The 25531-nt window shown below is 34.9% G+C and carries 33 protein-coding genes and 1 pseudogene; 17 read left to right on the top strand and 17 right to left on the bottom strand.

Going from position 1 to position 25531, the window contains the following annotated elements:
- Positions 1 to 93: 93 nt before the first annotated feature.
- Positions 94 to 477, bottom strand: coding sequence for an ATP synthase subunit I (locus tag DN389_RS03275; RefSeq protein WP_060486665.1), 384 nt, complete (start codon positions 475 to 477; stop codon positions 94 to 96).
- Between the two features lie 291 nt (positions 478 to 768).
- Here DN389_RS03275 and DN389_RS03270 point away from each other — a divergent pair, with 291 nt between their 5' ends.
- Positions 769 to 990 carry a hypothetical protein gene (locus tag DN389_RS03270; RefSeq protein ID WP_000639043.1) on the top strand — a complete coding sequence of 74 codons (222 nt, stop codon included), beginning with the start codon at positions 769 to 771 and terminating at the stop codon, positions 988 to 990.
- 28 nt (positions 991 to 1018) lie between these two features.
- Here the strand turns inward: DN389_RS03270 and DN389_RS03265 are convergent, their stop codons facing one another.
- Positions 1019 to 1924 (bottom strand): DMT family transporter, encoded by a 906-nt coding sequence (locus DN389_RS03265; RefSeq protein WP_149236805.1) that lies wholly within the window; start codon positions 1922 to 1924, stop codon positions 1019 to 1021.
- Positions 1925 to 2147: 223 nt separating this feature from the next.
- On the bottom strand, positions 2148 to 2471 hold the full coding sequence (locus tag DN389_RS03260) for an iron-sulfur cluster biosynthesis family protein (protein ID WP_048540845.1): 324 nt from the start codon (positions 2469 to 2471) through the stop codon (positions 2148 to 2150).
- Positions 2472 to 2975: 504 nt separating this feature from the next.
- On the opposite strand from DN389_RS03260, the gene DN389_RS03255 reads away from it, so the two are divergent.
- Entirely contained in the window at positions 2976 to 3839 is an 864-nt protein-coding gene (locus DN389_RS03255; RefSeq protein WP_149236804.1) for a collagen-like domain-containing protein, read from the top strand.
- Between the two features lie 264 nt (positions 3840 to 4103).
- On the opposite strand, the gene DN389_RS03250 is transcribed toward DN389_RS03255, so the two are convergent.
- Together DN389_RS03250 and DN389_RS03245 are read right to left on the bottom strand one after the other, a co-directional pair.
- The gene (locus DN389_RS03250; protein WP_088123581.1) at positions 4104 to 5321 is read right to left on the bottom strand and encodes an ATP-binding protein; all 1218 of its coding nucleotides are present in this window, start codon (positions 5319 to 5321) and stop codon (positions 4104 to 4106) included.
- A complete protein-coding gene (locus tag DN389_RS03245; protein ID WP_149236803.1) occupies positions 5318 to 6574 on the bottom strand; it encodes an ATP-binding protein in 1257 nt (418 codons plus the stop codon). The genes DN389_RS03250 and DN389_RS03245 overlap by 4 nt, the downstream gene beginning before the upstream one ends.
- 182 nt (positions 6575 to 6756) lie before the next feature.
- Here DN389_RS03245 and DN389_RS29050 point away from each other — a divergent pair.
- Together DN389_RS29050 and DN389_RS03235 are read left to right on the top strand one after the other, a co-directional pair.
- A pseudogene (locus DN389_RS29050) lies at positions 6757 to 7792 on the top strand (catalase).
- A gap of 16 nt (positions 7793 to 7808) precedes the next feature.
- Positions 7809 to 8618, top strand: a complete 810-nt coding sequence (locus DN389_RS03235; protein WP_098189511.1) for an alpha/beta fold hydrolase — start codon at positions 7809 to 7811, stop codon at positions 8616 to 8618.
- A gap of 212 nt (positions 8619 to 8830) precedes the next feature.
- On the opposite strand, the gene DN389_RS03230 is transcribed toward DN389_RS03235, so the two are convergent.
- The 3 genes from DN389_RS03230 to DN389_RS03220 form a co-directional block, all read right to left on the bottom strand.
- Positions 8831 to 10972: an LTA synthase family protein gene (locus DN389_RS03230; RefSeq protein WP_149236802.1), complete on the bottom strand. Its 2142-nt coding sequence runs from the start codon at positions 10970 to 10972 to the stop codon at positions 8831 to 8833.
- A 272-nt stretch (positions 10973 to 11244) separates the two neighbouring features.
- Positions 11245 to 11475 carry a hypothetical protein gene (locus DN389_RS03225; protein ID WP_098189510.1) on the bottom strand — a complete coding sequence of 77 codons (231 nt, stop codon included), beginning with the start codon at positions 11473 to 11475 and terminating at the stop codon, positions 11245 to 11247.
- Between the two features lie 11 nt (positions 11476 to 11486).
- Positions 11487 to 11783: a DUF3986 family protein gene (locus tag DN389_RS03220; protein WP_088123584.1), complete on the bottom strand. Its 297-nt coding sequence runs from the start codon at positions 11781 to 11783 to the stop codon at positions 11487 to 11489.
- 120 nt (positions 11784 to 11903) lie between these two features.
- On the opposite strand from DN389_RS03220, the gene DN389_RS03215 reads away from it, so the two are divergent.
- The 3 genes from DN389_RS03215 to DN389_RS03205 are packed head-to-tail and all read left to right on the top strand — an operon-like array spanning position 11904 to position 14486.
- Positions 11904 to 12911, top strand: a complete 1008-nt coding sequence (locus tag DN389_RS03215; RefSeq protein ID WP_149236801.1) for an ABC transporter substrate-binding protein — start codon at positions 11904 to 11906, stop codon at positions 12909 to 12911.
- 11 nt (positions 12912 to 12922) lie between these two features.
- Positions 12923 to 13687: an ABC transporter ATP-binding protein gene (locus tag DN389_RS03210; RefSeq protein WP_149236800.1), complete on the top strand. Its 765-nt coding sequence runs from the start codon at positions 12923 to 12925 to the stop codon at positions 13685 to 13687.
- Positions 13680 to 14486, top strand: coding sequence for an ABC transporter permease (locus tag DN389_RS03205; protein WP_000368763.1), 807 nt, complete (start codon positions 13680 to 13682; stop codon positions 14484 to 14486). The genes DN389_RS03210 and DN389_RS03205 overlap by 8 nt, the downstream gene beginning before the upstream one ends.
- Before the next feature lie 33 nt (positions 14487 to 14519).
- Here the strand turns inward: DN389_RS03205 and DN389_RS03200 are convergent, their stop codons facing one another.
- Positions 14520 to 14747, bottom strand: coding sequence for a hypothetical protein (locus DN389_RS03200; RefSeq protein ID WP_000849118.1), 228 nt, complete (start codon positions 14745 to 14747; stop codon positions 14520 to 14522).
- A gap of 181 nt (positions 14748 to 14928) precedes the next feature.
- Positions 14929 to 16020: a recombinase family protein gene (locus tag DN389_RS03195; protein WP_149236799.1), complete on the bottom strand. Its 1092-nt coding sequence runs from the start codon at positions 16018 to 16020 to the stop codon at positions 14929 to 14931.
- Between the two features lie 93 nt (positions 16021 to 16113).
- On the opposite strand from DN389_RS03195, the gene DN389_RS03190 reads away from it, so the two are divergent.
- On the top strand, positions 16114 to 16785 hold the full coding sequence (locus tag DN389_RS03190; RefSeq protein ID WP_149236798.1) for an HAD family hydrolase: 672 nt from the start codon (positions 16114 to 16116) through the stop codon (positions 16783 to 16785).
- Positions 16786 to 16875: 90 nt separating this feature from the next.
- Here the strand turns inward: DN389_RS03190 and DN389_RS03185 are convergent, their stop codons facing one another.
- The 3 genes from DN389_RS03185 to DN389_RS03175 all read right to left on the bottom strand — a co-directional run bounded on the left by DN389_RS03185 (position 16876) and on the right by DN389_RS03175 (position 18410).
- Positions 16876 to 17415 (bottom strand): DUF3267 domain-containing protein, encoded by a 540-nt coding sequence (locus tag DN389_RS03185; RefSeq protein ID WP_149236797.1) that lies wholly within the window; start codon positions 17413 to 17415, stop codon positions 16876 to 16878.
- A 113-nt stretch (positions 17416 to 17528) separates the two neighbouring features.
- Positions 17529 to 18008 (bottom strand): antimutator 8-oxo-(dGTP/GTP)ase, encoded by a 480-nt coding sequence (gene mutTA / locus DN389_RS03180; protein ID WP_000276386.1) that lies wholly within the window; start codon positions 18006 to 18008, stop codon positions 17529 to 17531.
- Positions 18009 to 18092: 84 nt separating this feature from the next.
- Positions 18093 to 18410: a hypothetical protein gene (locus DN389_RS03175; RefSeq protein ID WP_000448410.1), complete on the bottom strand. Its 318-nt coding sequence runs from the start codon at positions 18408 to 18410 to the stop codon at positions 18093 to 18095.
- Between the two features lie 83 nt (positions 18411 to 18493).
- Between DN389_RS03175 and ytzI the strand changes: the two genes are divergently transcribed.
- From ytzI to DN389_RS03145, 6 genes are read left to right on the top strand one after another with little or no spacing between them, the layout of a single operon-like run.
- Positions 18494 to 18643, top strand: a complete 150-nt coding sequence (gene ytzI / locus DN389_RS03170; RefSeq protein WP_000472802.1) for a YtzI protein — start codon at positions 18494 to 18496, stop codon at positions 18641 to 18643.
- The gene (locus DN389_RS03165; protein ID WP_147786656.1) at positions 18636 to 18863 is read left to right on the top strand and encodes a DUF3953 domain-containing protein; all 228 of its coding nucleotides are present in this window, start codon (positions 18636 to 18638) and stop codon (positions 18861 to 18863) included. Before ytzI ends, DN389_RS03165 begins: the two co-directional genes overlap by 8 nt.
- 13 nt (positions 18864 to 18876) lie before the next feature.
- The gene (locus DN389_RS03160) at positions 18877 to 19107 is read left to right on the top strand and encodes a YczI family protein (protein ID WP_088123588.1); all 231 of its coding nucleotides are present in this window, start codon (positions 18877 to 18879) and stop codon (positions 19105 to 19107) included.
- Positions 19108 to 19135: 28 nt separating this feature from the next.
- A complete protein-coding gene (locus DN389_RS03155) occupies positions 19136 to 19369 on the top strand; it encodes a DUF3953 domain-containing protein (protein ID WP_149236796.1) in 234 nt (77 codons plus the stop codon).
- Between the two features lie 24 nt (positions 19370 to 19393).
- Positions 19394 to 19633: a hypothetical protein gene (locus DN389_RS03150; RefSeq protein ID WP_149236795.1), complete on the top strand. Its 240-nt coding sequence runs from the start codon at positions 19394 to 19396 to the stop codon at positions 19631 to 19633.
- Between the two features lie 11 nt (positions 19634 to 19644).
- A complete protein-coding gene (locus DN389_RS03145; RefSeq protein WP_000916679.1) occupies positions 19645 to 19875 on the top strand; it encodes a YczI family protein in 231 nt (76 codons plus the stop codon).
- Between the two features lie 227 nt (positions 19876 to 20102).
- Here the strand turns inward: DN389_RS03145 and luxS are convergent, their stop codons facing one another.
- Positions 20103 to 20576 carry an S-ribosylhomocysteine lyase LuxS gene (gene luxS, locus DN389_RS03140; RefSeq protein WP_001141371.1) on the bottom strand — a complete coding sequence of 158 codons (474 nt, stop codon included), beginning with the start codon at positions 20574 to 20576 and terminating at the stop codon, positions 20103 to 20105.
- A 128-nt stretch (positions 20577 to 20704) separates the two neighbouring features.
- Between luxS and yidD the strand changes: the two genes are divergently transcribed.
- Positions 20705 to 20941: a membrane protein insertion efficiency factor YidD gene (yidD, locus tag DN389_RS03135; RefSeq protein ID WP_000809334.1), complete on the top strand. Its 237-nt coding sequence runs from the start codon at positions 20705 to 20707 to the stop codon at positions 20939 to 20941.
- On the opposite strand, the gene DN389_RS03130 is transcribed toward yidD, so the two are convergent.
- Entirely contained in the window at positions 20938 to 21501 is a 564-nt protein-coding gene (locus tag DN389_RS03130; RefSeq protein ID WP_000838167.1) for a beta-class carbonic anhydrase, read from the bottom strand. The two genes, yidD and DN389_RS03130, sit on opposite strands and share 4 nt — an antisense overlap.
- Before the next feature lie 224 nt (positions 21502 to 21725).
- Between DN389_RS03130 and cydA the strand changes: the two genes are divergently transcribed.
- Entirely contained in the window at positions 21726 to 23075 is a 1350-nt protein-coding gene (gene cydA, locus DN389_RS03125) for a cytochrome ubiquinol oxidase subunit I (RefSeq protein WP_048541033.1), read from the top strand.
- Positions 23065 to 24093 (top strand): cytochrome d ubiquinol oxidase subunit II, encoded by a 1029-nt coding sequence (cydB, locus tag DN389_RS03120; protein ID WP_149236794.1) that lies wholly within the window; start codon positions 23065 to 23067, stop codon positions 24091 to 24093. The genes cydA and cydB overlap by 11 nt, the downstream gene beginning before the upstream one ends.
- 162 nt (positions 24094 to 24255) lie before the next feature.
- Here the strand turns inward: cydB and DN389_RS03115 are convergent, their stop codons facing one another.
- Together DN389_RS03115 and DN389_RS03110 are read right to left on the bottom strand one after the other, a co-directional pair.
- Entirely contained in the window at positions 24256 to 24489 is a 234-nt protein-coding gene (locus DN389_RS03115; RefSeq protein WP_033658693.1) for a spore germination protein, read from the bottom strand.
- A gap of 80 nt (positions 24490 to 24569) precedes the next feature.
- Entirely contained in the window at positions 24570 to 24980 is a 411-nt protein-coding gene (locus DN389_RS03110; protein WP_098189505.1) for an excalibur calcium-binding domain-containing protein, read from the bottom strand.
- Between the last annotated feature and the right edge of the window lie 551 nt (positions 24981 to 25531).

The raw sequence follows: 25531 nt of genomic DNA, 5'->3' as shown, positions 1-25531 counted from the left end.
CAGAAACCTGTATTTTATGCAAAATTATGCTTCCTATTGTAACTACCTCTCGCCGGACCCTCTATTCCATCTAAAAAGAGGCTTTTTATCTTTTTAGCCCTTTGTTAATTCTTCCTCATCTTTCATACTATAGTAGCCTAAATTCACAACGATTAAGAAATAACCACCCAGAATCCCTACTGCAAATGCCCACATAACCATGTGGTGCTCAATTTCATACATAATAACAGCGCCCAAAATGGCAGCTGCAAAACGATTAAACATACCGAGCGTCGGTGCTTTCGTTTTCTTTACGATACTATCTCCAAGCTTCTCAATTCGTCTCCCTAAAAGCCAAACACAATACATACTTACGATAAGTCCAATTCCAGCACCTAGAAAATGAGCTGAAAACGGCGTTAACATCCATCCTAGCAAAAGAAAACCTAGTAAATAATACGATTGAATTTTAAATGATCTTAATGACATACTAATCATGCTGTTCTCCTCTTCAGTAATTTTTATCTATCCAACAAAAGCTGTATAACTCATTTCTTTCGAGTTCATACTACTTAAAATTCATTTCACTCAAATTAAAAACAACATAAACAGTATGTTTATGTTGTTTGAATGTTTTCAGAAAATAATATTATACAAGATTTCAAACATCATATTCTCATAATTTGTGACGTTTTTCCAAACATTTTTCGTCCATTTATGAAAAAAATGATATCAATTTCTGAACATACGGATATGATGTAATAAGTACACAAATAAAGGGGGCGTCTAATGATTTATTTTTTAATGGCTCTCATTCACCTCATTATCCCTGCACTTATTGGACTTTCATTGTATTGGTACACGAAAAATCATAGTATTTTCTACGCTGTCCTCGGTGTTCTTCTTCCAGGTATTATTCTTATCACACTCTTCCGTATTCCATTTTTAAACTTAATTCCACTTATTACTGCTATCTTATTTCTCGTCTTCTTACCAAAAATAAAAAAATAGGAAAGCAGATCATAGATGATCTGTTTTCCTATTTTGATATAGGTTCCCTCGCAGTAGAATGAATTTTTACTTTCTCCGATTTCACAAACCATAGACCGAAGAAAATAATCATTCCACCGATTATTTGTTGAAATGATACATATTCATTTGCCCATATAGCTGCAAATAAAACAGCTACAAGTGGCGTTATATACATATATACCATCGTATGTGACGCGCCAATTTTTTGAATACCAACATACCACATCACTAAACCAAATACTGTTACAAAGAAAATGGAATATAGTAAAGCGAATAGTGTCATTCCATGTGTAATGTGAAATGGCATTATAAATACATGTGGTCCACTTAACAATAAAAGCGGAATCGCGCCAACTAATGCTGACCATGCGGTAACACGTAGTGCTGAATATTTTTTAATTAATGGACCTGCTAAAACAGGATAAAGCCCCCAGCATATTGATGTAATAAATCCAATTCCGTTACCATAAAAAGAACTAGCAAGCGAATGCCCTGCTAATAAAACTAATGCAGCACCACCAAAGGCAATTATAGAACCGATGAGCTTTCGAGAAGAAAACTTTTCTTGTTTCAAAAAAATAGCAAATACAGTTGTAAAAATAGGTGAAATAGAAATGAGTAAAGAGGCATTTGTAGCGGACGTATATTTGACAGTTTCCATAAATAACGTTTGATACAGTACAATACCTACAACACTAACGATGATTAATCTAGGTATATCCTTTCGTTCCATATAAACCGACTTTTCAATAAAAAATGTAAGGAGTAACATAAGCGGTGCCGCTGATATCATCCGAAGTGCAGTAAACTCAATTGCTGTAAATTCTAAAAGCCCATATTTAGCAATCGTAAAATTAATCCCCCAAATAATAACGACTGCTAAAATTAATAACTCAATCCCCCACCTTCTCATGCATATCCCCTCCGCAAATAAGATTATACAGAAAATTCAATCACATGTACATTTCATTATGTGAAAAAATCTTTGTATTGTATGGAGAGGTTTGCTTTGTTTGGTACATAAACTTATATCGACGATTTTTCGAATATATCGACTTATCAACAAAAAACGAAAATAATAGTACCTTATATAATAAAAAGATGGTCCAAAAATATTTTGGACCATCTTTTCTTTCTTACACTCGAACGTGTAACTTCATATTTGGATTATAAAATTGGCTTGGGCTCTTCAGCTGAAAAGTTCCTCCAACTTCATGCCAATCAACTGTTAACTTATCATCCATAAATACAAGCTTTGTGCGATCTGCGATAAAATTCATTGCGCTAGATTCGATATCCACATCGCGCTCATCTTTTTCTGCTACAGCTACTAAATCGATAATTCCGCTCATTACACAACCGCAACCTTCATTATCGTAAAATAACTTTATATATTTCGCCTCATTTGGAATCGTATCCATAATTTTTTTATATGCTGCTTCTGTTACAGTAACGTACATATTCTAAACTTCATCCTCTCTTCTCGTATCCTTCATATATTGTACCACCATTTTTCTTTAAAAATATATACAGAAAATTACGAATAATATACAATATATGTAATAAAGGAGGTTGTATTACTCATGTTCAAATTACTGCGATACCCCCATCTTCTTAGGCCTACTCGGTAGCTTTTTTATTTCTAGCGGAATGGTATTACAACATATACTTCCTTATTCTCCTTCTATTGGTTGGATTGTAGGATTTATTTGTTTCCTATCTGCTTCCTATCTTGCTATGAAAGAATAAGAATCACTTTAAGATTTATTTGCAGCTTAATTTTGACTTAGGTGTTACTTTCGGCCCACAAGAGAAACGTTGGCTCTATAACGATTCAACTCTCCTCTCTATTTTAAAATCTATACACAATACGATTGAACACACAAAAATATAGAATTCATAATATGTATATAGTGGTTCTATTTTTAAAACTAGTTTTTCAAAATATAGAAAGGAGAACATACATGTACCCACGTAATTGTTTTAGTTGCGACGGCAGACGCAATAGTAGTTCTAACGGAAACACCGGGCCCACTGGTAGCACCGGACCTACTGGAAACACTGGCTCTGCCGGCATCACTGGACCTTCCGGGAACACCGGACCCACTGGTAGTACTGGACCTACTGGCTCTGCCGGGCCTTCCGGAGCTGGTTTCCAAAGTACTACCGCCTTTAGTCTAGCAGCCGCCCCCACCTATAAAAAAGGACAAGTTGTCACTTATACGAGCAGCGGCTATGTTGTAAAAAAAGATGCACCTCAAGGATTTCCGAATGTATCTCCAGATTATATCGTATTAGTAGAAAGTGGACCTACTGGTAATACCGGGCCTACTGGAACTGCAGGTAGTGCATCAGCAAAAAGTATTGTTTTTCAAGGAACAAATGCTGGTTTTCAACGTATAGCGGGTTCTCCTGGAATTGACTCCAATGTTATTCCATATGTCACTGCTGGAGCCGGTAGTATAGTTGGCTTCGCTGCATCTATAAATGTAAATAACTTACCTGCTGCTGTTTATACGATTAATATTTGCAGGAATGTTCCAACAAACCTCACTGCCCCTACCTCTAGTTACATCCTATCTACTCTTACTTTAACTACCACTGACAAAATTACAGGAACTATGGTATTTTCAATTAAACCAACAGATACTGGATCAGGACAAATTCAAGTGTTTAATCCTAATCCAGCAGTCGGTCCCGCTACTATAACTTGGACTAGCATTACAACTGGAAACTCAGTTTCGAGAGGAGATGCTATATCCCTTTATATTACCCCTGGAATTACTGCGAGTGCTGTATATTCTATTTTTTTAATCACTGATATATAGCCCTTACTAAAAAATAATTTATTTAACAAAAAAAAGACCCGAGATTCGGGTCAGCAAATAGAAATACAAATGAATTAAAACAAATAACAGACAAGTTTAGTATATACTATCATTTTAAATTTATCCATATATTGGATTTTTGATTATATACACTATGTTAATATAATTAACTTGCCTACCTTTATCAACATGTCTTACTCTCATCCACAATAAAAAAGGGAGATCACTCTCAAATAAGTAATCTCCCTTTTAAAAATTTTTTCATTACATTGGCAATACAATCTTCACAGTCGTTCCAACCCCAACTTCACTTTCAAAACTCATTTTACCGTTGTGGTCTTTAATAATTTTTTCTGTAACTACTAAACCTAAACCTGTTCCCGTTTCTTTTGTTGTGTAAAAAGCTTCATTTAGCTTCGGAATTTTGTCTTTTGGAATACCGCAACCTTCATCCTTAACTTGAACAATGATTGCATCTTCTACAGTCACTTTAATCGTAATCGTTCCGCCAACTGACATTGCTTCAATCGCATTTTTAATTAAATTAAAAAATACTTGCTTTAATCGTTTTTCATCGCATGTAATCGATGGTATGTCTTTACTATAAATACCTTGTATGTGCACTCCTTGCTTTAAAGCAGGCTTTCCCATAACTCGAATAACATAAGCGATAATTTCTTCTATATTATGAACTTCTGATTCTAGTGATTTAGATTTCTCAAATCCACTAAGTTCTGTAGCGATTGTATGAATTCGTTCTACTTCTTGTTTCATAATATCACTATATATTTTATCCTCAGGATATTTATTTGCTTGCTTATTAACAAATTTATCTAAATTAGCTAGAGGTCTTCTAATTTTGTAACCAATAACTGTAGCCATTTTCCCAACAGTTGCTAGCTTTTCTGTTTGTTGTATTTCTTTATCCATCATCTCAAGCGTACGAACGTAAGATTGAAACCTTAAAAACATAATCCAACATATAATAGTAAATACGCTATATAATGCCATCGGGATTAAAACGAGTGACGAGTGAATAATGATTCCTATAAGAGCGTATTTCCCAACAAGTATACCAGTAACTAACCAAAAATACCTTTTGTTCACAAAGAGTGGGGCAAATAAAATAAAAAATCCTTCTACTATATTCCCACCATCAAACTCAGCATCACTACCGTAGTAAATCATAAAATTATGGATAAAATCTAATAGGTTATATCCAATTAGAATAATATATTTCACTGCAAATGGATTCTTCCATTTCATGAAGTATACTCCAATACAAAACAAAATCACCATTAGAAAATAAAGCCATAAGCCTAAACCATCTTCAAATTCTCCTACTCCTTCTTGCTCTCCTCCTATTAAAGGTACAATAAATTCGTAGGCAAGATCGTATACAAAAAATATAATGAAAAATAAACTTAAAAATATTTTCAGTGCCTTCATTTCTTCATTTTTAAATATATCGTCTTTATTCATATCGTAACTCCTAGCTTTTCTCCCTCTTGGATTTCATTATTTCCACGTTGCTTCGGGAGCATAATATCTATTCTAGTTCCAATATCTCTTTCACTTGAAATATGTAATTCACCAAGATGCTGCTCAGTAACAAGCCGATTCGCTACAGTAAGTCCTAGGCCAATTTTATCTTGTTTCGTTGTATAAAAGGCCTCTTTAACACGAGCTAAATTTTCTTTCTTAATACCGTAACCATTATCAATTACACTTAGCATTACATAATCTTGTCCTTTGTTTTCTAACCGTAACTCTAATGTGCCACCTTGCTCCATTGCCTCCAGAGCATTTTTTATGACATATAGAAAGACTCCTCTTATTTTCCGCTCATCACATTCAACTTCTATCGTCTTTTCTTCTACATTAGAAATAAACTGGACGCTAGATTCATTCATTTTTTCGCGAACAATTTTTACTGCTTGTAATGCAATTTCACCTATATTATGTTTCTTATAAACAGAAGGTTTACATGTAGCAACTTCCATTAACTCACTTATCATATTATTCATATTTTCTATTTCAAAAATCATCTGTTCGTAAATAGGGTCCTCCTCATGCTTCTCTCGTTGTAATTGCGTAAACCCTTTTAATGAAGCAAGTGGATTTTTAATTTCATGTCCCACTGTCGCTGCCATTTTTCCGATTACTGCTAATTTTTGTGATTCACTAGCAATCTTAATACTTTCCTTTACCGCTGAAAGGTATTGTATAAATCGATTTAAAATGATGTATGCCGCTATTAATACGAGTGTATACATAATGAGGAACATAAATCCTTTTACTTCCTTTAATATGAATAAATAAATAACATATTTCCCTACAATTGTCGAAAGTACAAGCACAAAATATTTTTTATTTAAAAATATAGGTACAAAGAAGATGAAAATAATTTCTATTATATTTACTCCATCAAATGCCGCCTCATTATAAAGCATATACGAAAGTATATTAACGATTTCTATTCCTATGTATGCAAATACACATGCATATTTAACAAGGTTCGCTTTCTCTTTTTTTATTAAATATACATTCACACCGAGTATTGCAGTTCCGCAAATAACTTGCCATAGTATGCTATGTCCCATATCCGTTAATGATTTATTTTCTAATACGATTGCATAGAAAATTTGGTATGCAACAACAATGATATATAGCACCCATAAAAAAATTTTTGCATTCCTTTCTTCTTCTTTATATGATAGAAAACTTCCTTTCACTTCAACACCCCTTCAAAATAATATCTCGAAGAATACCATTTATTATAATAAATGATTTTCATAGACAAACAAAGATAAATCGAACATTTGAGGAAAATCATCCCAATAAAGCAAAGTATCTTCAGGCTATATAAGCATAAAAGCTATAAACAATAATACGTATATTATGGGAGGTGTTTTATGTGGACGGCAAAAAAAATAAAAAAACAGAACAACTTAAATCCTTCGCACGTGAGAATGAAGGAAAGAAAATGAAGACAAATACAGGTGTTACCATTTCAAATGATGAAAATACTTTAACCGCTGGTGATCGTGGTCCTACTCTTCTAGAAGATTTCCTAATGCGAGAAAAGCTTGCTCATTTTGACCGTGAACGAATTCCTGAAAGAGTCGTTCACGCACGTGGATACGGTGCACATGGTATATTCGAGCTATATGAATCTTTAGAAGAGCTAACAATGGCCCACTTTTTACAAGACCCTTCAAAAAAAACACCCCTTTTCGTTCGCTTCTTTGAAGTAGCTGGATCAAAAGGGGCGAATGAAACAAATCGAGATGTACGAGGGTTCGCCGTTAAATTTTATACAGAAGAAGGAAATTTTGATTTAGTAGGAAACAATATTCCTATTTTTTTCATTCAAGATGGCATTAAATTCCCTGATCTTATTCACGCCCTTAAACCTGAACCGCATAATGAGATTCCACAGGGACAAACAGCACATGATACATTTTGGGACTTCATCGCCAGCACTCAGTATGGCAAATACGACATTTAGTCCTAATACATTACGAGTAGGTGTCATTGTTGCAAATGGATATGACGGACAAAACGCGCAACATATACTAAATCAATTCAAACAAGTTGGGCTGCAGCCAGTAATTGTTTCCGAGCGATTAGGTATTGTGCAAGGAACGCAAAATGTACGTTGGGACGTGAATGACACTTTCTTAACGGGATCTTCACTTCTTTATGACGGGCTACTTCTTATTGGAGGAAACCTTGATGAACAGTTTCTTAATAAAGCGAGTTCATTTGTCGTAGAATCATATAATCACTTTAAGCCAATTGGTGCCTTTCAAAATGGATCTACCGTTATTCAATCTTTAAATATTGAAGGAAAGCCTGGCGTCCTAATAGAACAAAACCCTACGCAACTTGCAAATGAATTCATTAAAGCCATGACGAAACAACGCTTTTGGGATAGAGCATATGAATAGGTTAGGGGGATAATTTATGTTTGTTACCGTCGAGAAAGATGTGCATATTTTTGTGCAAGACGTTAATCCTGGACCCGGTAGTAAAACTGTGTTCTTCGTCCATGGCTGGCCTTTAAATCATCAAATGTACCAATATCAACTCAATGTGTTACCACAGCATGGTTTCCGCTGCATCGCTATGGATATACGCGGAAACGGGCAATCTGATAAACCATGGACTGGTTACACATACGATCGTTTAGCAGACGATATCGCCATTGTTCTCGAAGCACTTCAAGTAGAAAATGCTACATTAGTCGGTTTCTCAGTAGGTGGTGCTCTTTCTATTCGGTACATGTCCCGCTATAATGGCCATCGTATTTCTAAACTTGTATTAGTCGATGCTGTTTCCCCCTCTTTCGTTAAAAATCAAGAATCGCCCTATGGTGTCCCAAAAGAACAAGCAGATACCCTCATTAATCAAATGTATGCCAATATGCCAAAATTTTTAAATGATGTATCTTTATCATTTTTTAATAGAAACTTAGGATCTGCTACGTTAGAATGGTTTTCTTATCTCGGTATGCAGTCTGCTTCCTACGCTCTCATCAAAATATTGCAAGCAGCCGCAAATGAAGATGTAACGAAAGATTTAAGTAAAATTAACGTCCCAACAAAAATATTCCACGGTGTTCACGATCAACTTATCCCTTACAAAAGCGCTGAGCTCACGCAAAAGCGGATTAAAAATTCTCAGTTACATCCTCTTACAAATAGCGGTCACGGCTCTCCAATCGATCAAGCGGATGAATTAAATGCAGAACTTATAAAGTTTTTGCATTCATAAAAATCTATACCAAATCGTTTCAATTGGAACGCATTTTTTGAAAAGCTCAAAATTCACATATTTCTCACAAATCAATTAATAAAACGATTACATTTTCATTTATACTAAATGTACAGGTAATACTCCCTAAACCCAGCTTGTCTGGTTACCCCGTTAAATACTATAAAAAAAAGAACTTGTATCGTTATACAAGTTCTTTTTGTTTGTTCTATTTAAAATAGTATATCTTTACTATACTGCTTTCCAGCAAGTAAATCATATTGAATCATTTTATATTGCTCTAACATTTCTTTTTGTTTCTTTGTTAAATCTGTTATCTCTTCCCCATCTTTATTAACCTTTAACTCCTCTCTCAGAACCGGTATTTCTTTATGCATTTCCGATAAAAATTGATAAAATGGTGATTGTTTTAATCCTGCATAATCAAAAACGAGACTAGAAAAATAAATCGGACTTACTAAACCTAAATTGTCATTTGGCAAATCAAAATTTGCATACATTAACAATGGTGTTTCTGACATAGCTAACCTTTCATTTACAGTTTCTTCATTCTCTATATATCCAGCTTCTTCATAGATAGCTTTATTTACCCCTAATATTGGTAAGTGATCTCCAAAGAAAACCAATATAGTAGGCCTTTCTAGCTCTTGAATTTGTTCTACTAAATATTTTAGAGCCTCATCAGAACGACGTATACCCTCAGTATATGTTTCTAATTCTGCCTTCGATCCCTCATCTGTTAATCCGCTAATTTCTATTTGCTTTTCTTCAAATCGTCCTGGATTGAATGGAAAATGATTTTGCATCGTAACTGCATGAATAAACGTATGTTGCTTTCTCTTATTCAATTCCTCTATTATTTCTTTACTAATAGATACATCACTAATATAATCCCCATCTACCTCTATGTTGTTCATTGTATCTTCTGCATTGAAATTATCAATTCCTAAAACATTATATACATCATCCCGCTTATAAAATGATCTTCCATAAGCATGAATTGCATTCGTGTAATATCCATGTTTTTTCAATTCACTTGCGATAGACGGAATTTCTCTCTGCCCTGTCACCGCTTGTTGATATGGTATAGAACCTTGCTTCAAAAAGCTCATTGAATAGCTCGTTAACGCTTCAAATTCTGTATTCGCTGTGTTTCCCCCGAATACAGGAGATACTGTTTGTCCACCCGGAAAATTCTCAATATATTGATGTAAATTCGGCATCGGATCCTCGCTAAATGAAAGATTCATTAGCTTTGTTGGATCCCAAAAAGCTTCACTCATGAAAAATATAATATTTGGCTTCTCGGTCTTTTCTTTTTTCCCTACATTGCTTCCATATTGTTTCTTTATATTATTTGAAATTTGTAGCATAGTTTCTTTTGAATATTCTTCTGGCTTCTCAATGACAGTTGTGTCTAAGTTACTGACAAATCCCAAAACAAAACCATTATCATTATAGTTTACATTTTGATTCCAAGCCACGAAGGTTACCCCATATTTTTGAAATACATTACTCATAAATGTATTAGGATAATTATTATATGCATACACCATAAACGTAGAAGCACATATTAAAATAATTCTCGTAATTATATTAGGCTTTATAACTGGAATGTGCTTTCGTATATACATAACTAAATATACAAGCAGAGCAATCCCGAATATCCCCAAAAATATAGTCCACCAACTAAAATAGTCCATAACCATTGGTATCACGGACTGCATTTGAGTAATCTGTGTGAAATCAGACGGATAGAATGGATCTCCTCTAAAAATAAGTTTAAAATGGTTCACAATCCCAAAAACAATTAGCACCAAACTTGTTATCGTGATACTCAAAAAGATTCGTCCAAGCAAACTATACATAAAAACATATATCATATAAATAAATAATAAGCTTAATATATACTGTCCGTATCGGACATTAACCCAGTTATTAACTAATATAAGGCTCATATTCTCCTGTATCATGATATACATCCAATTCATTGTATGAGCGATTAAAAATAATAAGACGTAAGCTTGAATAGCCGGCCTAAGCTTATGACTAATGCCTTTATTTAAATGAATGATGTATAATAGTACACTCCACAAAACAATAATGAGTATACTCAGCTGTATTTTCCCATTAAAAAATTCTTTAATTCTCTCGAATTCGAACGACCTTAACATAACAAAAAACAGTGTCTCTAAACAAATCGCCCACATTCCACTAAGAATGATAGAAATTAATAGGTTCTTCCTCGGCTGCTGAGGAGAAAAACTAAAATGAAATTCATCTCTTCTTCGTCGTTGTGTAAAAACATTAAAACGCAATTTATTCCCTCTTTCCTTTACCCCTTCGTCTCGCATCCACAAACATATTGTCATATACAAAATAAAATATTTGTATACAGTTAGTCTCCCTATGTGTTTGTATTATACACGTGTATCCTTAATTTCCCCTTAAAAATACAGTGAAACTTAATAAGCCCGAACCACTCAGGATTGAACGGGATAAAACTTCTTCGCTCTATATTCCAACAGCATAAATGAACTATGCTTCATAAAATTATTACCATAAAAAAAAGAACCTACCAACACTGACAGGTTCTCCTTCATTCTAACAGACATTAACATATTTATTATATAAGAGAATACATCCATACTTTCCATATAACACATACAAGTACGATAACTACAAAATCAAAAAGATCTAATCTTGGGCCCTTCTTCATATTTATCTCTAGCCACATATGAATCCATTTTATTCTTGTATATTTTTGAATGTTTTTCTTTGCAAATCGATAAACGAGTACTTGCATAATAAAAAATCCGACTACGAAAATGAACAAGAAAATGAGAAAATCGACCACAAAATTCCTCCCTATTTTTGCAGCGATTTTTCTACTATTTGATTTCTCAAAACCCACTCTTCAAATTGAGCACTTCCAAATTCCCAGCTAAGATCACGAGCATGTACAGAAAAAACGTAATGACCAGCATATTCATCCATAAATCTACCTGTCTCGATCTCATCTTTCTGAAGACCATATGCCCCAAAATTAAAATACACATCCCACACGTCTTCATTCTTCCGCTTATAAGCAATCGATTCCATATCACATTCTGTTCCGAAATAATCAAGATGTAAATGTACGCTATCATCATATTCGTAATCCATTTTATCACCCCTTATATTTGTACTTCTTTATCACCCGAAAAATTCCTTCTATCCACACTCACATATGGGCACTTACCTACATATCATGCTTGTAGAGTGACTTCTAGGAGGTGTCATATAGTGAAAAAATTAATAGCTGTTTTTTGCATCATGTTACTAGCTGTTTTCACATTTGCTGCTTGCAGTAGTAAAAAGGAAGGTACGAAAGAACAAACGCAAAACATTCGCATCGGCGAAGTTACCCATTCTCTCTTCTACGCCCCTTTATATGTCGGGATTGAAAAAGGATTTTTTAAAGATGAAGGATTAAATATTGACCTCCAAACAACAGCTGGCGGAGATAAAACGATGACCGCCCTATTATCTGGCGGAATTGATATTGCTCTCGTCGGCTCTGAAACGTCTATTTATGTTCATCAACAAGGTGCAAAAGACCCTATCATTAACTTCGCACAACTTACACAAACAGACGGAACATTTTTAGTTTCGCGTAAAAAATTAGACTCTTTTAATTGGAATGACGTAAAAGGTGTTACGTTTTTAGGACAGCGTAAAGGCGGCATGCCGCAAATGGTTGGAGAATACGTTTTAAAGAAAAATGGCATTGATCCCCACAAAGATACAAACTTAATTCAAAACATCGAATTTGCTAACATTGCAAGTGCCTTTGCATCTGGTACTGGGGAATTTGTACAGCTCTTTGAACCGACTGCAAGTATATTTGAAAAAGAAGGAAAAGGGTTTATCGTCGCTTCGTTCGGAAATGAATCTGGAACTGTTCCGTATACAACGTTCATGGCAAAAGAAAGCTTCTTAAAGAAAGATAAAGATGCTGCTGAAAAATTCACACGTGCGCTCTATAAAGCACAACAATGGGTTGATACACATAGTCCAGAAGAGATTGCTGACACCGTTTCTCCGTTATTTAAAGACACTTCAAAGGACATTGCAGTAAAAGTAATTGAACGTTATAAAAAGCAACATTCTTATGCGACAAATCCGCTATTAGATGCTGAAGAATGGAAACAGCTCCAAACGATTATGAAAGAAGCTGGCGAATTACAAAAAGAAGTTCCACATGAAGCGCTCGTCAATACAAAAATTGCCGAAAGCGTTATTAAGAAATAGAGGCGAAGTGTATGAGTTTTTTACAAATACGTAACGTTTCTCACTGCTTTTTCGCAAAAGAGAATGCTAAATTGATTCTCGAAGACATGAGTTTACAAGTGGCAGAAGGCGAATTTATTTCTATACTCGGTCCAAGTGGTTGCGGCAAAACGACACTCCTCTCCATTATTGCTGGGCTGCTTGATCCAATTGAAGGCATCGTCTTTTTAGATGGTGAGCCTATTACAACGAAAACTTCATCTATGGGGTACATGTTGCAGCAAGATTACTTGTTTCCTTGGAAAACAATTGAAGAAAATATTATGCTCGGACTTCACACCCGAAAAATTTACACTGAACAGACGAAAGAACATACTTTACAGCTTTTAAAACAAGTCGGTCTACATGATGTAGAAGAGCAATACCCTCGTGAACTGTCCGGCGGTATGCGTCAACGTGCCGCTCTCGTTCGAACGTTAGCGACCGATCCTAAAATTTTATTGCTAGATGAACCATTCTCAGCGCTCGATTATCAAACGAAATTGAAACTAGAAGATCTCGTTTTCAACTTACTACGCAAATATAAGAAAACGTCACTACTCGTAACACATGATATTGAGGAAGCCATTGCGATGAGTGATCGTATTTATTTACTACAAGCGAATCCTGGGAAAATTGCAAAAACATTTATCGTCCCTGAAAGCATCCGTTCCTTATCACCGTTAGAATCACGCCATCACCACGACTTCCCATCCCTCTTCCAAGATATATGGAAGGAGCTGGAGCGACTTGGATAATATAAAGCAACTACATGAACAGTTTCAGAAAAAAGAACGCAAGCGCGCATGGTTAGCACGCTCACTGCAGCTTTTACTGCTCATTCTTTTCTTTTCACTATGGGAAATAGCTAGCAAAAAAGAGTGGATTGATCCTTTACTCTTTAGCTCTCCTTCAAGCATTTGGGATCTCTTCCTTAGTAAATGGATTGACGGTTCGCTTTTGGTTCACATATGGACGACATTACTTGAAACAGGAGTAGGCTTCATTCTTGGAACAGTGCTCGGCGCTATTATCGCTACTTTCCTTTGGTGGATGCCACTTCTCGCTCGCGTGCTCGACCCCTATCTCGTCGTCCTAAACGCCATGCCAAAAGTGGCACTTGGACCTATTATCATTGTAATCTTCGGTCCAAATATTTCTTCGTCGATTGCAATGGGGGTAATCATTTCCATCATCATTACCATTCTCGTTATTTACAGCGCATTTCAAGAAGTCGATTCTAACTATATAAAAGTGATGGACACATTTGGCGCAAATAAATGGCAATGTTATAAGCAAGTCGTTCTCCCTGCATCCTTCCCAGCAATTATTTCAACGTTAAAAGTGAACGTTGGTTTATCATGGGTCGGTGTTATATTCGGCGAACTTCTCGTCTCTAAACAAGGTCTTGGCTACTTAATTAGCTACGGATTCCAAGTATTTAATTTCACGCTCGTCTTACTGAGCGTACTACTCACCTGCGTCCTCGCAACACTTATGTATGTGTTTGTTGAGGCATTTGAAAAACTTTTAATTGGAAAACGAAAAAGAAGCTGACTTAGAGCGATAGACTATAGTCAGCTTCTTTCTTTACCTTTTATCACACATCTTTGTTTCATTTGTAACGTTTCCATCCGCAACTGTAACTGTATGGAAACAATCTTTCACACGTACTGTAACGACATTTTCTTTTCGATCTATTACATGATAATCATCATACTTTTTATTTAATGCACTACGAATTTGCTCTCCTTCAAAAATCGGAAAACCGTGAGACATTACCCAAATGAGACCAGCAACCGCAAGAATCGTTTTCATACGTTTCATTACCTCCTTGAGAGTAAACTTATAGTCCCTACAATATGCGCATTATAATTGTGTCTAATTTGTGACATTTTTATACTAATTCTCTTTTAAAGCTTCAGTTCCTTCTTCTTTTTGATAAAAAGACATAATTTTCAATTTTATCAACATGAAAAACGCAAAGAACTAAAATTCTTTACGTTTTCGAAACATCATATAATCCCGTCAACACTTCCGCTCTCCTTTTTACAAGCTCAGGGAACTGATAGAAGAACGCAATTTTTTTATACTTTAACTCCGATCCTTCTTTCACCTTTTTTGAATCTTGCAAAATAAATGCTGTAAACGTATCTGCAATATCTTCCGCTACGTTTGTCGTTCCATAATGTGAGACAAACTCCTCATGCTTTTCTTTAAAAAATTCAATTTGAGTTTCTTCACTTTCTTCTACTTTCTTTTCTATCCACTCCTGCTCAATGTCCTTCCAGAAAGAGTTATAAAATTGATTAATATAAGATTTTCCCCTCGCACATCCCTCTTGTAAGAAAAGAGTTTCACAGTTATTTCGGTACGTTGAAATATCTTTATATTCTTCAAAATCCTTTACATAGTTTTCATCTACTGGTATTTGCTTATGCCCGAGCGTCAACACGTGAGCCGTCTCATGAATTAATGTTTTCATCACTTCATCGATATTTACCGCCGAATCAAGTGTATCTAAGCTTAGGGTCCAATCTTTCGGATTCTCCATACTAGGCATAACGTGAGCAACAACACCGTCATAACCGTCCGTTATTAAATCAAATCCGGTTATATTCCCGCGATATTTAGCTGGAATGAGCGTGCGGTACATATCCCATAAGTCTTCATGATAACCTCTATCTTGACGCTGTTGTAGCACCTCTTCTTTCGCTTCTTTATCTTCAGCGAATACTTTATTTAAACGTTTCCGTTCTATTTTTTCAAAATAAGGATCTACAATTTCATCACCATCAATATAATAAGAAACTAAAAAGAAGTAATTTTCATCCTCTTCTTTTTTCTGTTCTGCTCCTTTCATATCCGCACTTTCATGCTCTTCTATATCATAATCTTCTACTGCTTCAAGCTCAGATAATCCATCTATTTTTTCATATACTTTTTGAAGTTTCTTATCTCCTATTTCCACGCATTCTTCTTCTGTTTTACAAACTTCTTTTTCCTTCACACTCTTCATAGAAATATCACACCCTGCTACTAAACCAATTGCGACGACAACCGCTACTAACTTACCATACAGTCTCTTCATATAAACCTCCGTCGTTCCATTCTACAAAAATATCATAAGCAATTTCTAACAAATGTGCGATACTTAATTATACAAACTATAAGGAGGTTTCGCATGATCCAAGCAGTCTTATTCGACTTAGATGGAACACTATTAGATCGGCGCCAATCTCTAGAACAGTTTATTCATGATCAATATAATCGCTTTGCCTCTCACTTAATGAACATAGAAAAATCAGAGTATTGTTCTCGATTTCTTGAGCTCGATAATAATGGCTATACGTGGAAAGATAAAGTATATGCTACTCTCCTTTGCGAATACAACATTACCACTTTAACACCAGAGCAACTGCTGCACGACTACATTACAAATTTTCAACATCATTGTATTCCTTTCCAAAACATGCATGAATTACTTCAACGTTTAACACAACAAAATATTAAAATTGGCATTATTACAAACGGCTTTACTGACTTTCAAACGAACAATCTCCGCGCACTAAACATACATACGTATACAAATACAATTCTCGTTTCCGAAGCGGAAGGAATTAAAAAACCACATCCTGAAATTTTCGAACGAGCTTTGCAAAAGCTAGACGTTAAAGCCGCAGAGTGTCTTTATGTTGGAGATCATCCAGAAAACGATGTGCTTGGTTCTGAACGAGTAGGGGTTCTTGATGTTTGGAAGAGAGATTCATTTTGGGGTGATTTTGAGCATTCACGTGTAGTGGATGATTTATTGGAGATACTTTCGTTTTTAGAGGTAGAGATGAAAACAAAATAATAGTAAATAAATTATATCAGCGATTTTCACAATATATCCACTTACCGACAATAACAAGAGGAGGTCGCTACTCTAGCGCCTCCTCTTCCTTTATGATTCATATACTGTAAACTGCGGTTTACTCGGATGATCCTTAACTAGCGCATCACCTGGAAACTTTGAAACTTTTTGATATAAGGCAATGTCACCGATACAACTTGCTGTTAGTAAAATTCCTAAAAATGAGATTGATTGCACATTCGTAGCTAATCCAATTACAATTGGCAAAATACCAGTCGGTAAAAACGGCAGCATTAATACTTTCTTCATTTGCTTTACTGTAATCACCTTTTTAGAATGAGCATATGCAACACCTAATTTCCAATTGACACCCCATTTTAGTTCGCTCCACGGAACACCTCCGATATAACGAAACCCTATTAAATGTATCGCTTCATGAATACAAATGAGAACAATCATTCCAATAATCAAAAGAAACATAACGGGCAATGTAAATTCAAATTGAACCCCGCCTGAAAGAAATATATGCAAATAACCAATTCCAAACGCCAAAGCGAATATTATAAGACATGCATAGATATTTAATTTAACCATTGAAACAGTAACAGTCGTTTCTTTTCTGTTATCCATCTTCACCCTCCTAAAATGTAAATATATCTTCACAAAATTGTATAATATACCCAAAAGTATATAAAGATATATTTACATTTATTCTTACACACAAAAAAAAGAAACCGGCCACTTTACTTCGTAAAACAGCCGATTTCTTCTATATGTTTCATCGTGCGCGCCAGTACATCGTCACGCATTATAAAGCTAAATTTTCTATCCGTTTTAATGTTATCAGGAATGTCTGTTAATAAAACAGACCCTTTCGTTTCTTCGTAATGCGTATGTTCTTCTACCGCACTAATCGTTGCAAAATAAATGTTTTTAATGATTATTTTGTCTTTTCCAGATACTTTATATTGTCCTAAGTAAGTTAAATCAGAAACTATGCCGCCAGTTTCTTCATGAACCTCTCGAACTGCCGCTTCTTCCGGTGTTTCCCCTAATTCTACTTTACCACCTGGAAATTCAAGACCGCGACGTAAATGATGCGTTAATAACCATTGATCCCCGTACCGGCATACAACCCAAACATGCTTTGGCTCAGGAGAAAATGGATAACGTTCAAACGATAATTGTACAGTGTTGTGGTAATAATCTTTAAATTTGTACATGCCATTACTCCCCTATTGATGGTTACAAGTTTTTCCTACCACAAATTGTAGCATATTCTCGCTTTTCTGCATAATATTATCCAATTACAATCCATTGATTATTCCCATTTGCGCGACTAATTCTTTCGTCTCATGATTACCTAAATCGTAAATCATTTTATATGCTTTTTGTAGTTGTTCATCATATCGGTCATTATTCGAATCGTGATGATACTCAACAAATGGAACGTGAGAACGTACAAATGAACCTAAATCCTCTACATATGCTTGATCAAAGTACTCTCTTAACTCCGTAATTTCCTCATCACTTGCGGAAATCTCAAAATTATACGTATCCGCCGTCTTCACTTGTGAAATTTGACCGTTTCCTATTGATATATAATATGTTTTTTTCGTCTCCATGTAACACCCTTCTTTCATCCTTTTAATTTCTATTGTTTTCATCAATTACAAAATTATGTAAAATAAAGAAAAGGAGGGATTCCATGTTCAAAATATTAATTATCGGTATTATAATCGTCCTAGTCATACTAGTACTCTCCGTCATGACGATTAATAAAGGCTACGCTTATAAACATTCTGTTGATAAGCCAGAAGATAATCCTTATACAAAAAACAGCAAGAAGAATTCATAATACGCTTCATATACTACTTATTTTAGCCCACATCCTATCCAGTATTAATTTACTGACATTTCAACATAACTTTCTACCACTTTCACAATTTCTATTAGGAGCTTTACTGTTTCTCATTGCCATTGAACAAATAAGGAAAAAGGATTCAGGAACAGGCTTTATTTGTATTACTGCTGGAGCTTTCTCTTTGATTGTTCTCATCATTACCTACATAAACTAGAAGGAGGGCTTTTATGTTAAAAGGCGTTCGAATTACTTTTGCACTTATCACTTTATCTATAGCAACCTATAGTTTTATTAGCGGTAACAGAGACATTATGCCTTACATGTTCATTTTCTTAGGAGCTATGGCTTTCACTATAGGTTTAGAGGAAATAAAAAAACAGAAACAATCTAGCAGCATACTTGCGTTCATGGCTGGAGCTGGTGCTTTATTACTTGGCCTCTCAGAAATATTTCGGTAAATAGTTTATTTAAAAAAGGGAGATTTATATGCTAAAAACCTTTCGCATTTTATCCGCTCTTATCGTCATCGTTCTCGCTCTATCCGTAATATTTACAAACGCATTTGTTACAATGCCTTATATGCTCATCGCCTTATCTGTTATGACCTTCATCATGAGCGCAGAAGAAAAACAGAAACAAAAGAAAGTACATAGTACACTCTCCTTCTTTTCTGGCGTATTCACTTTAATCGTTGCTATTATAATTTTTGTCTCTCGGTAATTATTTTTCTACTAGGAGGTTAAAATGCATATAAGAAAAGTACAGCTAACCATCGTTTTTATTACTTTGATCTTATGTTTATACAGCACATTTACAATGAACTTTCAAATCTTTTCACCTATCATTTTGTTCCTCTTTAGTTTATATGGCAGTTTAGTAGGAATTGAGACGATTCAAAAACAGCAAAAACAAATTGGAGCTATTAGCATCGGTTTAAGTCTTTTTACGATTGTTTTTGTTATTCCATTTATAATTTTCTTTTAAAGGAGGATTATATGTTAAAAAACATTCGAATTATAATCGCCACTATCGCTCTTTCTCTTGCACTATTTAGCCTATTTGCAAACTTCACTATTCTTTTACCTTACGTGTTTATCCTTTTAAGTATTATGTTTATCCTGTTTGGAATTGATGAAATGAAGAAACAAGAAAAAGCTAAGGCATTTGTTTATTTTCTCGGTTCTGCCTTTGTTTTATATGTTGGGGTGTCTAGTATACTTTCATAAAAAAGAGGTCGTCCAACACATATGTTAGACGACCTCTTCTTTTTATTTGATTCATAATATTGTCAGTTTTTGTCGGCAAGTTGATATCCAGTGTCGAAACGTCGATATATTAAAAAAATCGTTGATATATTTCAAGTTGTGTTCAATATATTCGAAAAATCGTCGATATAATTTCATTTATCATCGTGTTACAAAAAAACTGCCCTTTCACAGGCAGTTTTTTCTTTTTATCCAAATACTTTCTCAAGTTCATCTTTATCTTGGCTTAACCAGAAGTTCATTAAGCGTTGTGCTCCTTCTAAGTCGTGAAGCTTCGCTTGGCCACACTGTGTTTCATTTGCAGCTGGAATTTCTGTAATTTGAACCGCATCTTTTAATGTTAATTCTAATAAATCAATGATTTCTCGAACCGTTGGTGTTCCGCTTACTACAAGATAATATCCTGTTTGGCAGCCCATTGGTGAAATATCGATAATATCAAAATGCGGATAACGATCAATATATTTACGTAAATTAAATGCTAATAAATGTTCTAACGTATGAATAACATCTGGTTTCATTGCTTGTTTATTCGGTTGGCAAAAACGAATATCGAATTTATTTACAATACCGTCACTACCTACGTTGTGAACTCCGCAATGTCTTACATAAGGCGCCTTTACAATCGTATGATCTAATTCAAAGCTTTCTACTGATGGCATACAACATCTCTCCCGCTTTTAATTTAATTCCGTTATATCCAATATGATATAACGGAAATCAACATTAGTAAAGTATTATGTACAGTCGTGCTATAATACTTTAAGACTATGCTGAAAAGGAGACCATTATGAAACAGATTTTTATTGGCATTATACGCTTTTATCAAAAGTTCATTTCTCCGATGACACCACCAACGTGCCGCTTTTACCCAACTTGCTCTCATTATGGATTAGAAGCATTTCAAAAACATGGTGCTCTGAAAGGGTTTTGGCTTACATGCAAGCGTATATTAAAATGTCACCCTTTCCACCCGGGAGGATTTGATCCTGTCCCAGATAAAAAGGATGACAAAGTAAATTCTTAATTGTCGTAACCATTCACAACTAAATCTAATTTTCCTGTGTCAGGATCTATAACAAGACCGTGAACAGGTACTTCTTCAGGAAGTAATGGATGGTTGCGAAGTATTGATACGCTATGTTCTACACTTTCTTCTACACTAGAGAATCCTTGTAGGAATCTTTCTAAATCGATTCCAGAATAACGAAGTGTATCTAATTTCTCTTCTGTTATACCGCGCTCTTTCATCTTCTCAATTGTACTGCTTGCTTGAATTTTTGCCATACCACAATCGTGGTGACCAACTACACAAACTTCATCAGCACCAAGTTCATATACAGCAACTAAAATACTACGCATAATACTTCCAAACGGATGTGAAATAACAGCGCCTGCTACTTTAATAATTTTCACATCACCGTTACGCATATTCATCGCTTTCGGTAATAATTCAACAAGACGAGTATCCATACAAGAGATAATTACCATCTTTTTGTTTGGAAATTTACCTGTTTCGTACTCTTCGTATTTTTTTTCTTCAACGAATTTTTCATTGTATTGTAAAATCTCTTCTAATGACTTCATAGTAAAGAACCCTCTTTTCTCTCATTTACATTACTTATATAGTGTACCAAAATTTAAAAAACTCAAAAAGGATATTACTTTATAGTGAAAATAAGATATTTTCAGATAACCGACATAATTCTTTCAAAATATACACACACCTTTGTAACAAGTCCCTCCTATTTAAAACGTATTTTCACTATAAACTGATTGTAGATAATGTAAAAAAGGAGTGAATATTCATTATGTCCGACGTTCTGTTACTGAGTCGTTTTCAATTTGCAATTACTATTTTTTATCACTTTTTATTTGTACCTTTGACAATCGGACTTGTTATTTTAGTAGCATGTATGGAAACTCAATACGCCCGCACATTGAATCCAACATACCGCAAAATGGCAAATTTCTGGGGTAAATTATTTACAATTAACTTCGTAATGGGGATTATAACTGGGATTACGATGGAATTCCAATTTGGAACAAACTGGTCTGAGTACTCCAAATATATGGGAGATATTTTCGGATCACCTCTCGCAATCGAAGCACTCGTTGCCTTCTTCTTAGAATCTACTTTCATGGGAATATGGTTATTCGGTAAAGACAAAATTTCACCAAAGTTCCGTGCCTTCTGTATGTGGATGGTTGCACTTGGAACAAATATTTCCGCCCTTTGGATTATTACAGCAAACGGTTTTATGCAAAATCCTGTTGGCTACGTCGTACGTAACGGCCGCGCTGAATTAAATGATTTCTGGGCACTTGTGACAAATCCATATGCTTGGAACATGTTCTTCCATACTGTAATTGGTTGTTATATCGTTGGTGCTTTCTTCGTTATGGCAATTAGCGCCTATCATTTATTACGTAAAAATGAAGTGGAATTCTTCAAAAAATCATTTAAATTTGGTTTAATGTTAGGTTTATTCGCTGCAACTGTTACACCGTTTATGGGTCATCAGTCTGGTGTATCAGCAGCTAAATATCAACCAGCTAAAGGAGCTGCGATGGAAGCAGTTTGGGAAACTGGAAAAGGACAAGGCTTTTCGATTGTTCAAATTCCGGATGTAAAAAACGAAAAGAACTTTGAATTCCTTACTATTCCGAAACTAGGGAGTTTCTTCTATACAAACTCATTTAATGGCGAAATTGTTGGTTTAAAAGATATCCCGAAAGATGAACGTCCAAATGTTAACCTCGTGTACTATAGCTTCCGCTTAATGGTTGCACTTGGTATGTTCTTTATGGCATTAACTTGGTACGGTTTCTACTTAAACCGAAAAGGAAAACTAGAAAACTCAAAACGTTATTTAAAAATTACAATATGGTCTGTCTTACTACCATATATCGCAATTAACGCTGGTTGGATTGTTGCCGAAGTAGGTCGTCAACCATGGACAGTTTATAAACTAATGCGTACAGCAGAATCTGTATCACCTATATCTGTTCCACAAATTTGGTTCTCATTAATTAGTTTAATCTTGTTCTACACATTACTTTTAATCGCAGACGTATACTTAATGCTAAAGTTCGCGAAAAAAGGACCAGCAGCATTAGAAGAACCTGCTACTGAGGGAGGTGCAGCTCATGTCTCATGATATGCTTGCAATTATCTGGTTTTGTTTATGGGGCGTAATTTGGACAGTTTACTTCATTCTTGATGGATATGCACTTGGTAACGGAATGATTTTTCCTTTCGTTGCGAAAGACCGACAAGAACGAAATCAATTACAAGAAGCAATCGGCCCATTCTGGGGTGGTAATGAAGTATGGTTAATTACAGCTGGTGGCGCAACATTTGCTGCCTTCCCAGTCACATATGCAAATATGTTTAGTTACCTATATACACCACTATTTTTAGTATTACTCGCACTGTTTGCTCGTGCTGCCGGACTTGAATTTATGCATAAAGACGATCCACCAATTTGGCAAAAAACTTGTAAATGGGCATTTACAATTGGTAGTTTCCTAATCGCCTTCTTATTCGGTGTTACGTTCGCTAACCTTTATTACGGACTACAAATCGGAAAAAATGGCTATGAAGGAAATTTACTAAGCTTACTAAATCATTATGGTATTTTAGGTGGTCTGTTCTTCACTGCTATATTCGTCGTATCTGGCGCCCTTTGGGTTATGATTAAAACAACTGGTGAAGTATCTGATCGTGCTTATAAAATCGCAAGACCATTTTCAATGGCAGCTGCTATCATTTTAGCTATTTTCTATGTAGCAACTGCAAATCGTACAAATTTATTCCAAAACTTCACAGAATATCCGGTACTATTCATTCTTCCGGTACTTGCCATGTTAATGAGTGTACTCGCACTTATTATGGTGTACAAACATAATATAGGTCTCGCATTCACATTCGTTTGTTTAACAATCGCAATGTTTATGACAACAGGATTTGCAGGTATGTTCCCAAGAATGTTACCATCTCGTATTAACGATGCTTATAGTACAACGCTATATAACGCAGCTGGTAGTCAATTAAACTTAAAAATTATGTTCTTCGTTGCAATGGTTATGGTACCAATTGTTATTGGATATCAACTTTGGAGCTACAGTATCTTTAAAAATAAAATTCATAAAGACTCTGCTAAAGGGTATCACTAAAATAAAAAAGACACTTCGTTGAAGTGTCTTTTTTACGTATGATTTTCGATAAGATGTTATATTTCCAATCTAACAACTATAATACAGAAGAATCATTAACAGCTCACAGCTAGATTGTAGCACAGGGCAAGTTCATCATTTTATGCAATTTTACATATTTCTCTATAAAGTAAACTGTATTCCTTGATCGTTCACATCGCTATCCCTTACATCTGCTGTACTAATACCACTAAATGTTTGTACTTTTTTTCCTGTATTCGATGATCCTGATCCATTATAAGCTTTCGTTTTTTCAATAGGCTGCACGTTATATTTATCTCCTAAATTAATCGTTCCATTGCAGTTTTCAATAATAACCCCTTCCACAACTGACGGCATTTTGTCACCTACTTTCATTTCCTTACTTTTAGTTTATGAGAATCGCCTAAAAAAATAGCATGTTTCCATAAGAAAAAGCACTCAGGGTGAGTGCTTTTTTATTTACCGCTCTTCTCTCTCTCACAAGCAATTCCATCGCCATCACGATCTAAATGCTTACCATAGTACGGACTATCTCTTGTAATATCATAAAATCCAGCATCGTTTGCTTCTTTACAATTAGCAAAGCGCTTTGGCTCTTGATTTGCTCCTGGTCTTTCCTCATATGGTAATGTCGCATTATATAAGAACTGTACATATTGTTCACGAGTCACATCATCACCAAACCCAAAAATTCCATTTCCGTACCCACTAACAATATTTTTACTTGTTAAATCTAAAATTGCTTTATAAGACCAATGCCCTGTTGGAACATCTTTGAAAATAATACTTGCTTGTGCCGTTCCAATAGATGTAAAGGGAGTTGTTACGACAATCGCGCCTGTTAAAAATATTTTCTTTAAATTCATTCTAAGATTCCCTTTTACTTTTCTTAATAACCATTTAACATAATAATAAGTTATCAGGATACAATTTGTCATATCATGGCGAACACAAAAAAGAATCCTGCTGGATTCTTTTTTGCTAAGCATGAATGGCAATTTTGGAGACAGTTGACTTCTTCAAAAATTTATTAGGGGTAATATTTTGAAAAAGAAAGCCTTTCATATGTAGGTTAACACCACTGGAATATATAGTAAATTGATAATGTTTATACGGAAGATTGCTAATGTTTAGTATAGATACTTTCCACTATATTAACAGTGAAAAGTATCTACATGAAACAACAAAAAGGTGCCTTCAAAGAGGGCACCTTTCATAAACAGACGCTATAAAACAGAATTATTTATTGTTATACGATTGTTAGATACAAAAAGTAGAGGGAAATGTTTGTAAGAAATTCTGCTTTATATAGTCTGCCTACCACTTATATTTTAATCCTCTTTACTTGAAAATAAATATAATATGCATAATTACATATCAAAAAGAAAAGACACTCCATAGAGTGCCCTTTCAACCA

The organism is Bacillus sp. AY3-1 (assembly GCF_008368785.1).
In the GTDB taxonomy this organism is placed as follows: Bacteria; Bacillota; Bacilli; order Bacillales; family Bacillaceae_G; genus Bacillus_A; species Bacillus_A wiedmannii.
This window is presented reverse-complemented; position numbering and strand designations above follow the sequence as displayed.

What these genes read in the sequence shown, in the direction of transcription:
- DN389_RS03185 (WP_149236797.1), bottom strand. Translation starts at nt 17,415, where the DNA reads ATGGATAACAGAAAAGAAACGACTGTTACTGTTTCAATGGTTAAATTA.
- yidD (WP_000809334.1), top strand. Translation starts at nt 20,705, where the DNA reads ATGAAACAGATTTTTATTGGCATTATACGCTTTTATCAAAAGTTCATT.
- DN389_RS03150 (WP_149236795.1), top strand. Translation starts at nt 19,394, where the DNA reads ATGCATATAAGAAAAGTACAGCTAACCATCGTTTTTATTACTTTGATC.
- DN389_RS03155 (WP_149236796.1), top strand. Translation starts at nt 19,136, where the DNA reads ATGCTAAAAACCTTTCGCATTTTATCCGCTCTTATCGTCATCGTTCTC.
- DN389_RS03145 (WP_000916679.1), top strand. Translation starts at nt 19,645, where the DNA reads ATGTTAAAAAACATTCGAATTATAATCGCCACTATCGCTCTTTCTCTT.
- DN389_RS03175 (WP_000448410.1), bottom strand. Translation starts at nt 18,410, where the DNA reads ATGGAGACGAAAAAAACATATTATATATCAATAGGAAACGGTCAAATT.
- DN389_RS03210 (WP_149236800.1), top strand. Translation starts at nt 12,923, where the DNA reads ATGAGTTTTTTACAAATACGTAACGTTTCTCACTGCTTTTTCGCAAAA.
- DN389_RS03160 (WP_088123588.1), top strand. Translation starts at nt 18,877, where the DNA reads ATGTTAAAAGGCGTTCGAATTACTTTTGCACTTATCACTTTATCTATA.
- mutTA (WP_000276386.1), bottom strand. Translation starts at nt 18,008, where the DNA reads ATGTACAAATTTAAAGATTATTACCACAACACTGTACAATTATCGTTT.
- DN389_RS03275 (WP_060486665.1), bottom strand. Translation starts at nt 477, where the DNA reads ATGATTAGTATGTCATTAAGATCATTTAAAATTCAATCGTATTATTTA.
- DN389_RS03250 (WP_088123581.1), bottom strand. Translation starts at nt 5,321, where the DNA reads ATGAATAAAGACGATATATTTAAAAATGAAGAAATGAAGGCACTGAAA.
- DN389_RS03230 (WP_149236802.1), bottom strand. Translation starts at nt 10,972, where the DNA reads ATGCGAGACGAAGGGGTAAAGGAAAGAGGGAATAAATTGCGTTTTAAT.
- DN389_RS03235 (WP_098189511.1), top strand. Translation starts at nt 7,809, where the DNA reads ATGTTTGTTACCGTCGAGAAAGATGTGCATATTTTTGTGCAAGACGTT.
- DN389_RS03220 (WP_088123584.1), bottom strand. Translation starts at nt 11,783, where the DNA reads ATGGATTACGAATATGATGATAGCGTACATTTACATCTTGATTATTTC.
- ytzI (WP_000472802.1), top strand. Translation starts at nt 18,494, where the DNA reads ATGTTCAAAATATTAATTATCGGTATTATAATCGTCCTAGTCATACTA.
- DN389_RS03265 (WP_149236805.1), bottom strand. Translation starts at nt 1,924, where the DNA reads ATGAGAAGGTGGGGGATTGAGTTATTAATTTTAGCAGTCGTTATTATT.
- DN389_RS03200 (WP_000849118.1), bottom strand. Translation starts at nt 14,747, where the DNA reads ATGAAAACGATTCTTGCGGTTGCTGGTCTCATTTGGGTAATGTCTCAC.
- cydB (WP_149236794.1), top strand. Translation starts at nt 23,065, where the DNA reads ATGTCTCATGATATGCTTGCAATTATCTGGTTTTGTTTATGGGGCGTA.
- DN389_RS03255 (WP_149236804.1), top strand. Translation starts at nt 2,976, where the DNA reads ATGTACCCACGTAATTGTTTTAGTTGCGACGGCAGACGCAATAGTAGT.
- DN389_RS03270 (WP_000639043.1), top strand. Translation starts at nt 769, where the DNA reads ATGATTTATTTTTTAATGGCTCTCATTCACCTCATTATCCCTGCACTT.
- luxS (WP_001141371.1), bottom strand. Translation starts at nt 20,576, where the DNA reads ATGCCATCAGTAGAAAGCTTTGAATTAGATCATACGATTGTAAAGGCG.
- DN389_RS03110 (WP_098189505.1), bottom strand. Translation starts at nt 24,980, where the DNA reads ATGAATTTAAAGAAAATATTTTTAACAGGCGCGATTGTCGTAACAACT.
- DN389_RS03130 (WP_000838167.1), bottom strand. Translation starts at nt 21,501, where the DNA reads ATGAAGTCATTAGAAGAGATTTTACAATACAATGAAAAATTCGTTGAA.
- DN389_RS03195 (WP_149236799.1), bottom strand. Translation starts at nt 16,020, where the DNA reads ATGAAGAGACTGTATGGTAAGTTAGTAGCGGTTGTCGTCGCAATTGGT.
- DN389_RS03260 (WP_048540845.1), bottom strand. Translation starts at nt 2,471, where the DNA reads ATGTACGTTACTGTAACAGAAGCAGCATATAAAAAAATTATGGATACG.
- DN389_RS03190 (WP_149236798.1), top strand. Translation starts at nt 16,114, where the DNA reads ATGATCCAAGCAGTCTTATTCGACTTAGATGGAACACTATTAGATCGG.
- cydA (WP_048541033.1), top strand. Translation starts at nt 21,726, where the DNA reads ATGTCCGACGTTCTGTTACTGAGTCGTTTTCAATTTGCAATTACTATT.
- DN389_RS03115 (WP_033658693.1), bottom strand. Translation starts at nt 24,489, where the DNA reads ATGAAAGTAGGTGACAAAATGCCGTCAGTTGTGGAAGGGGTTATTATT.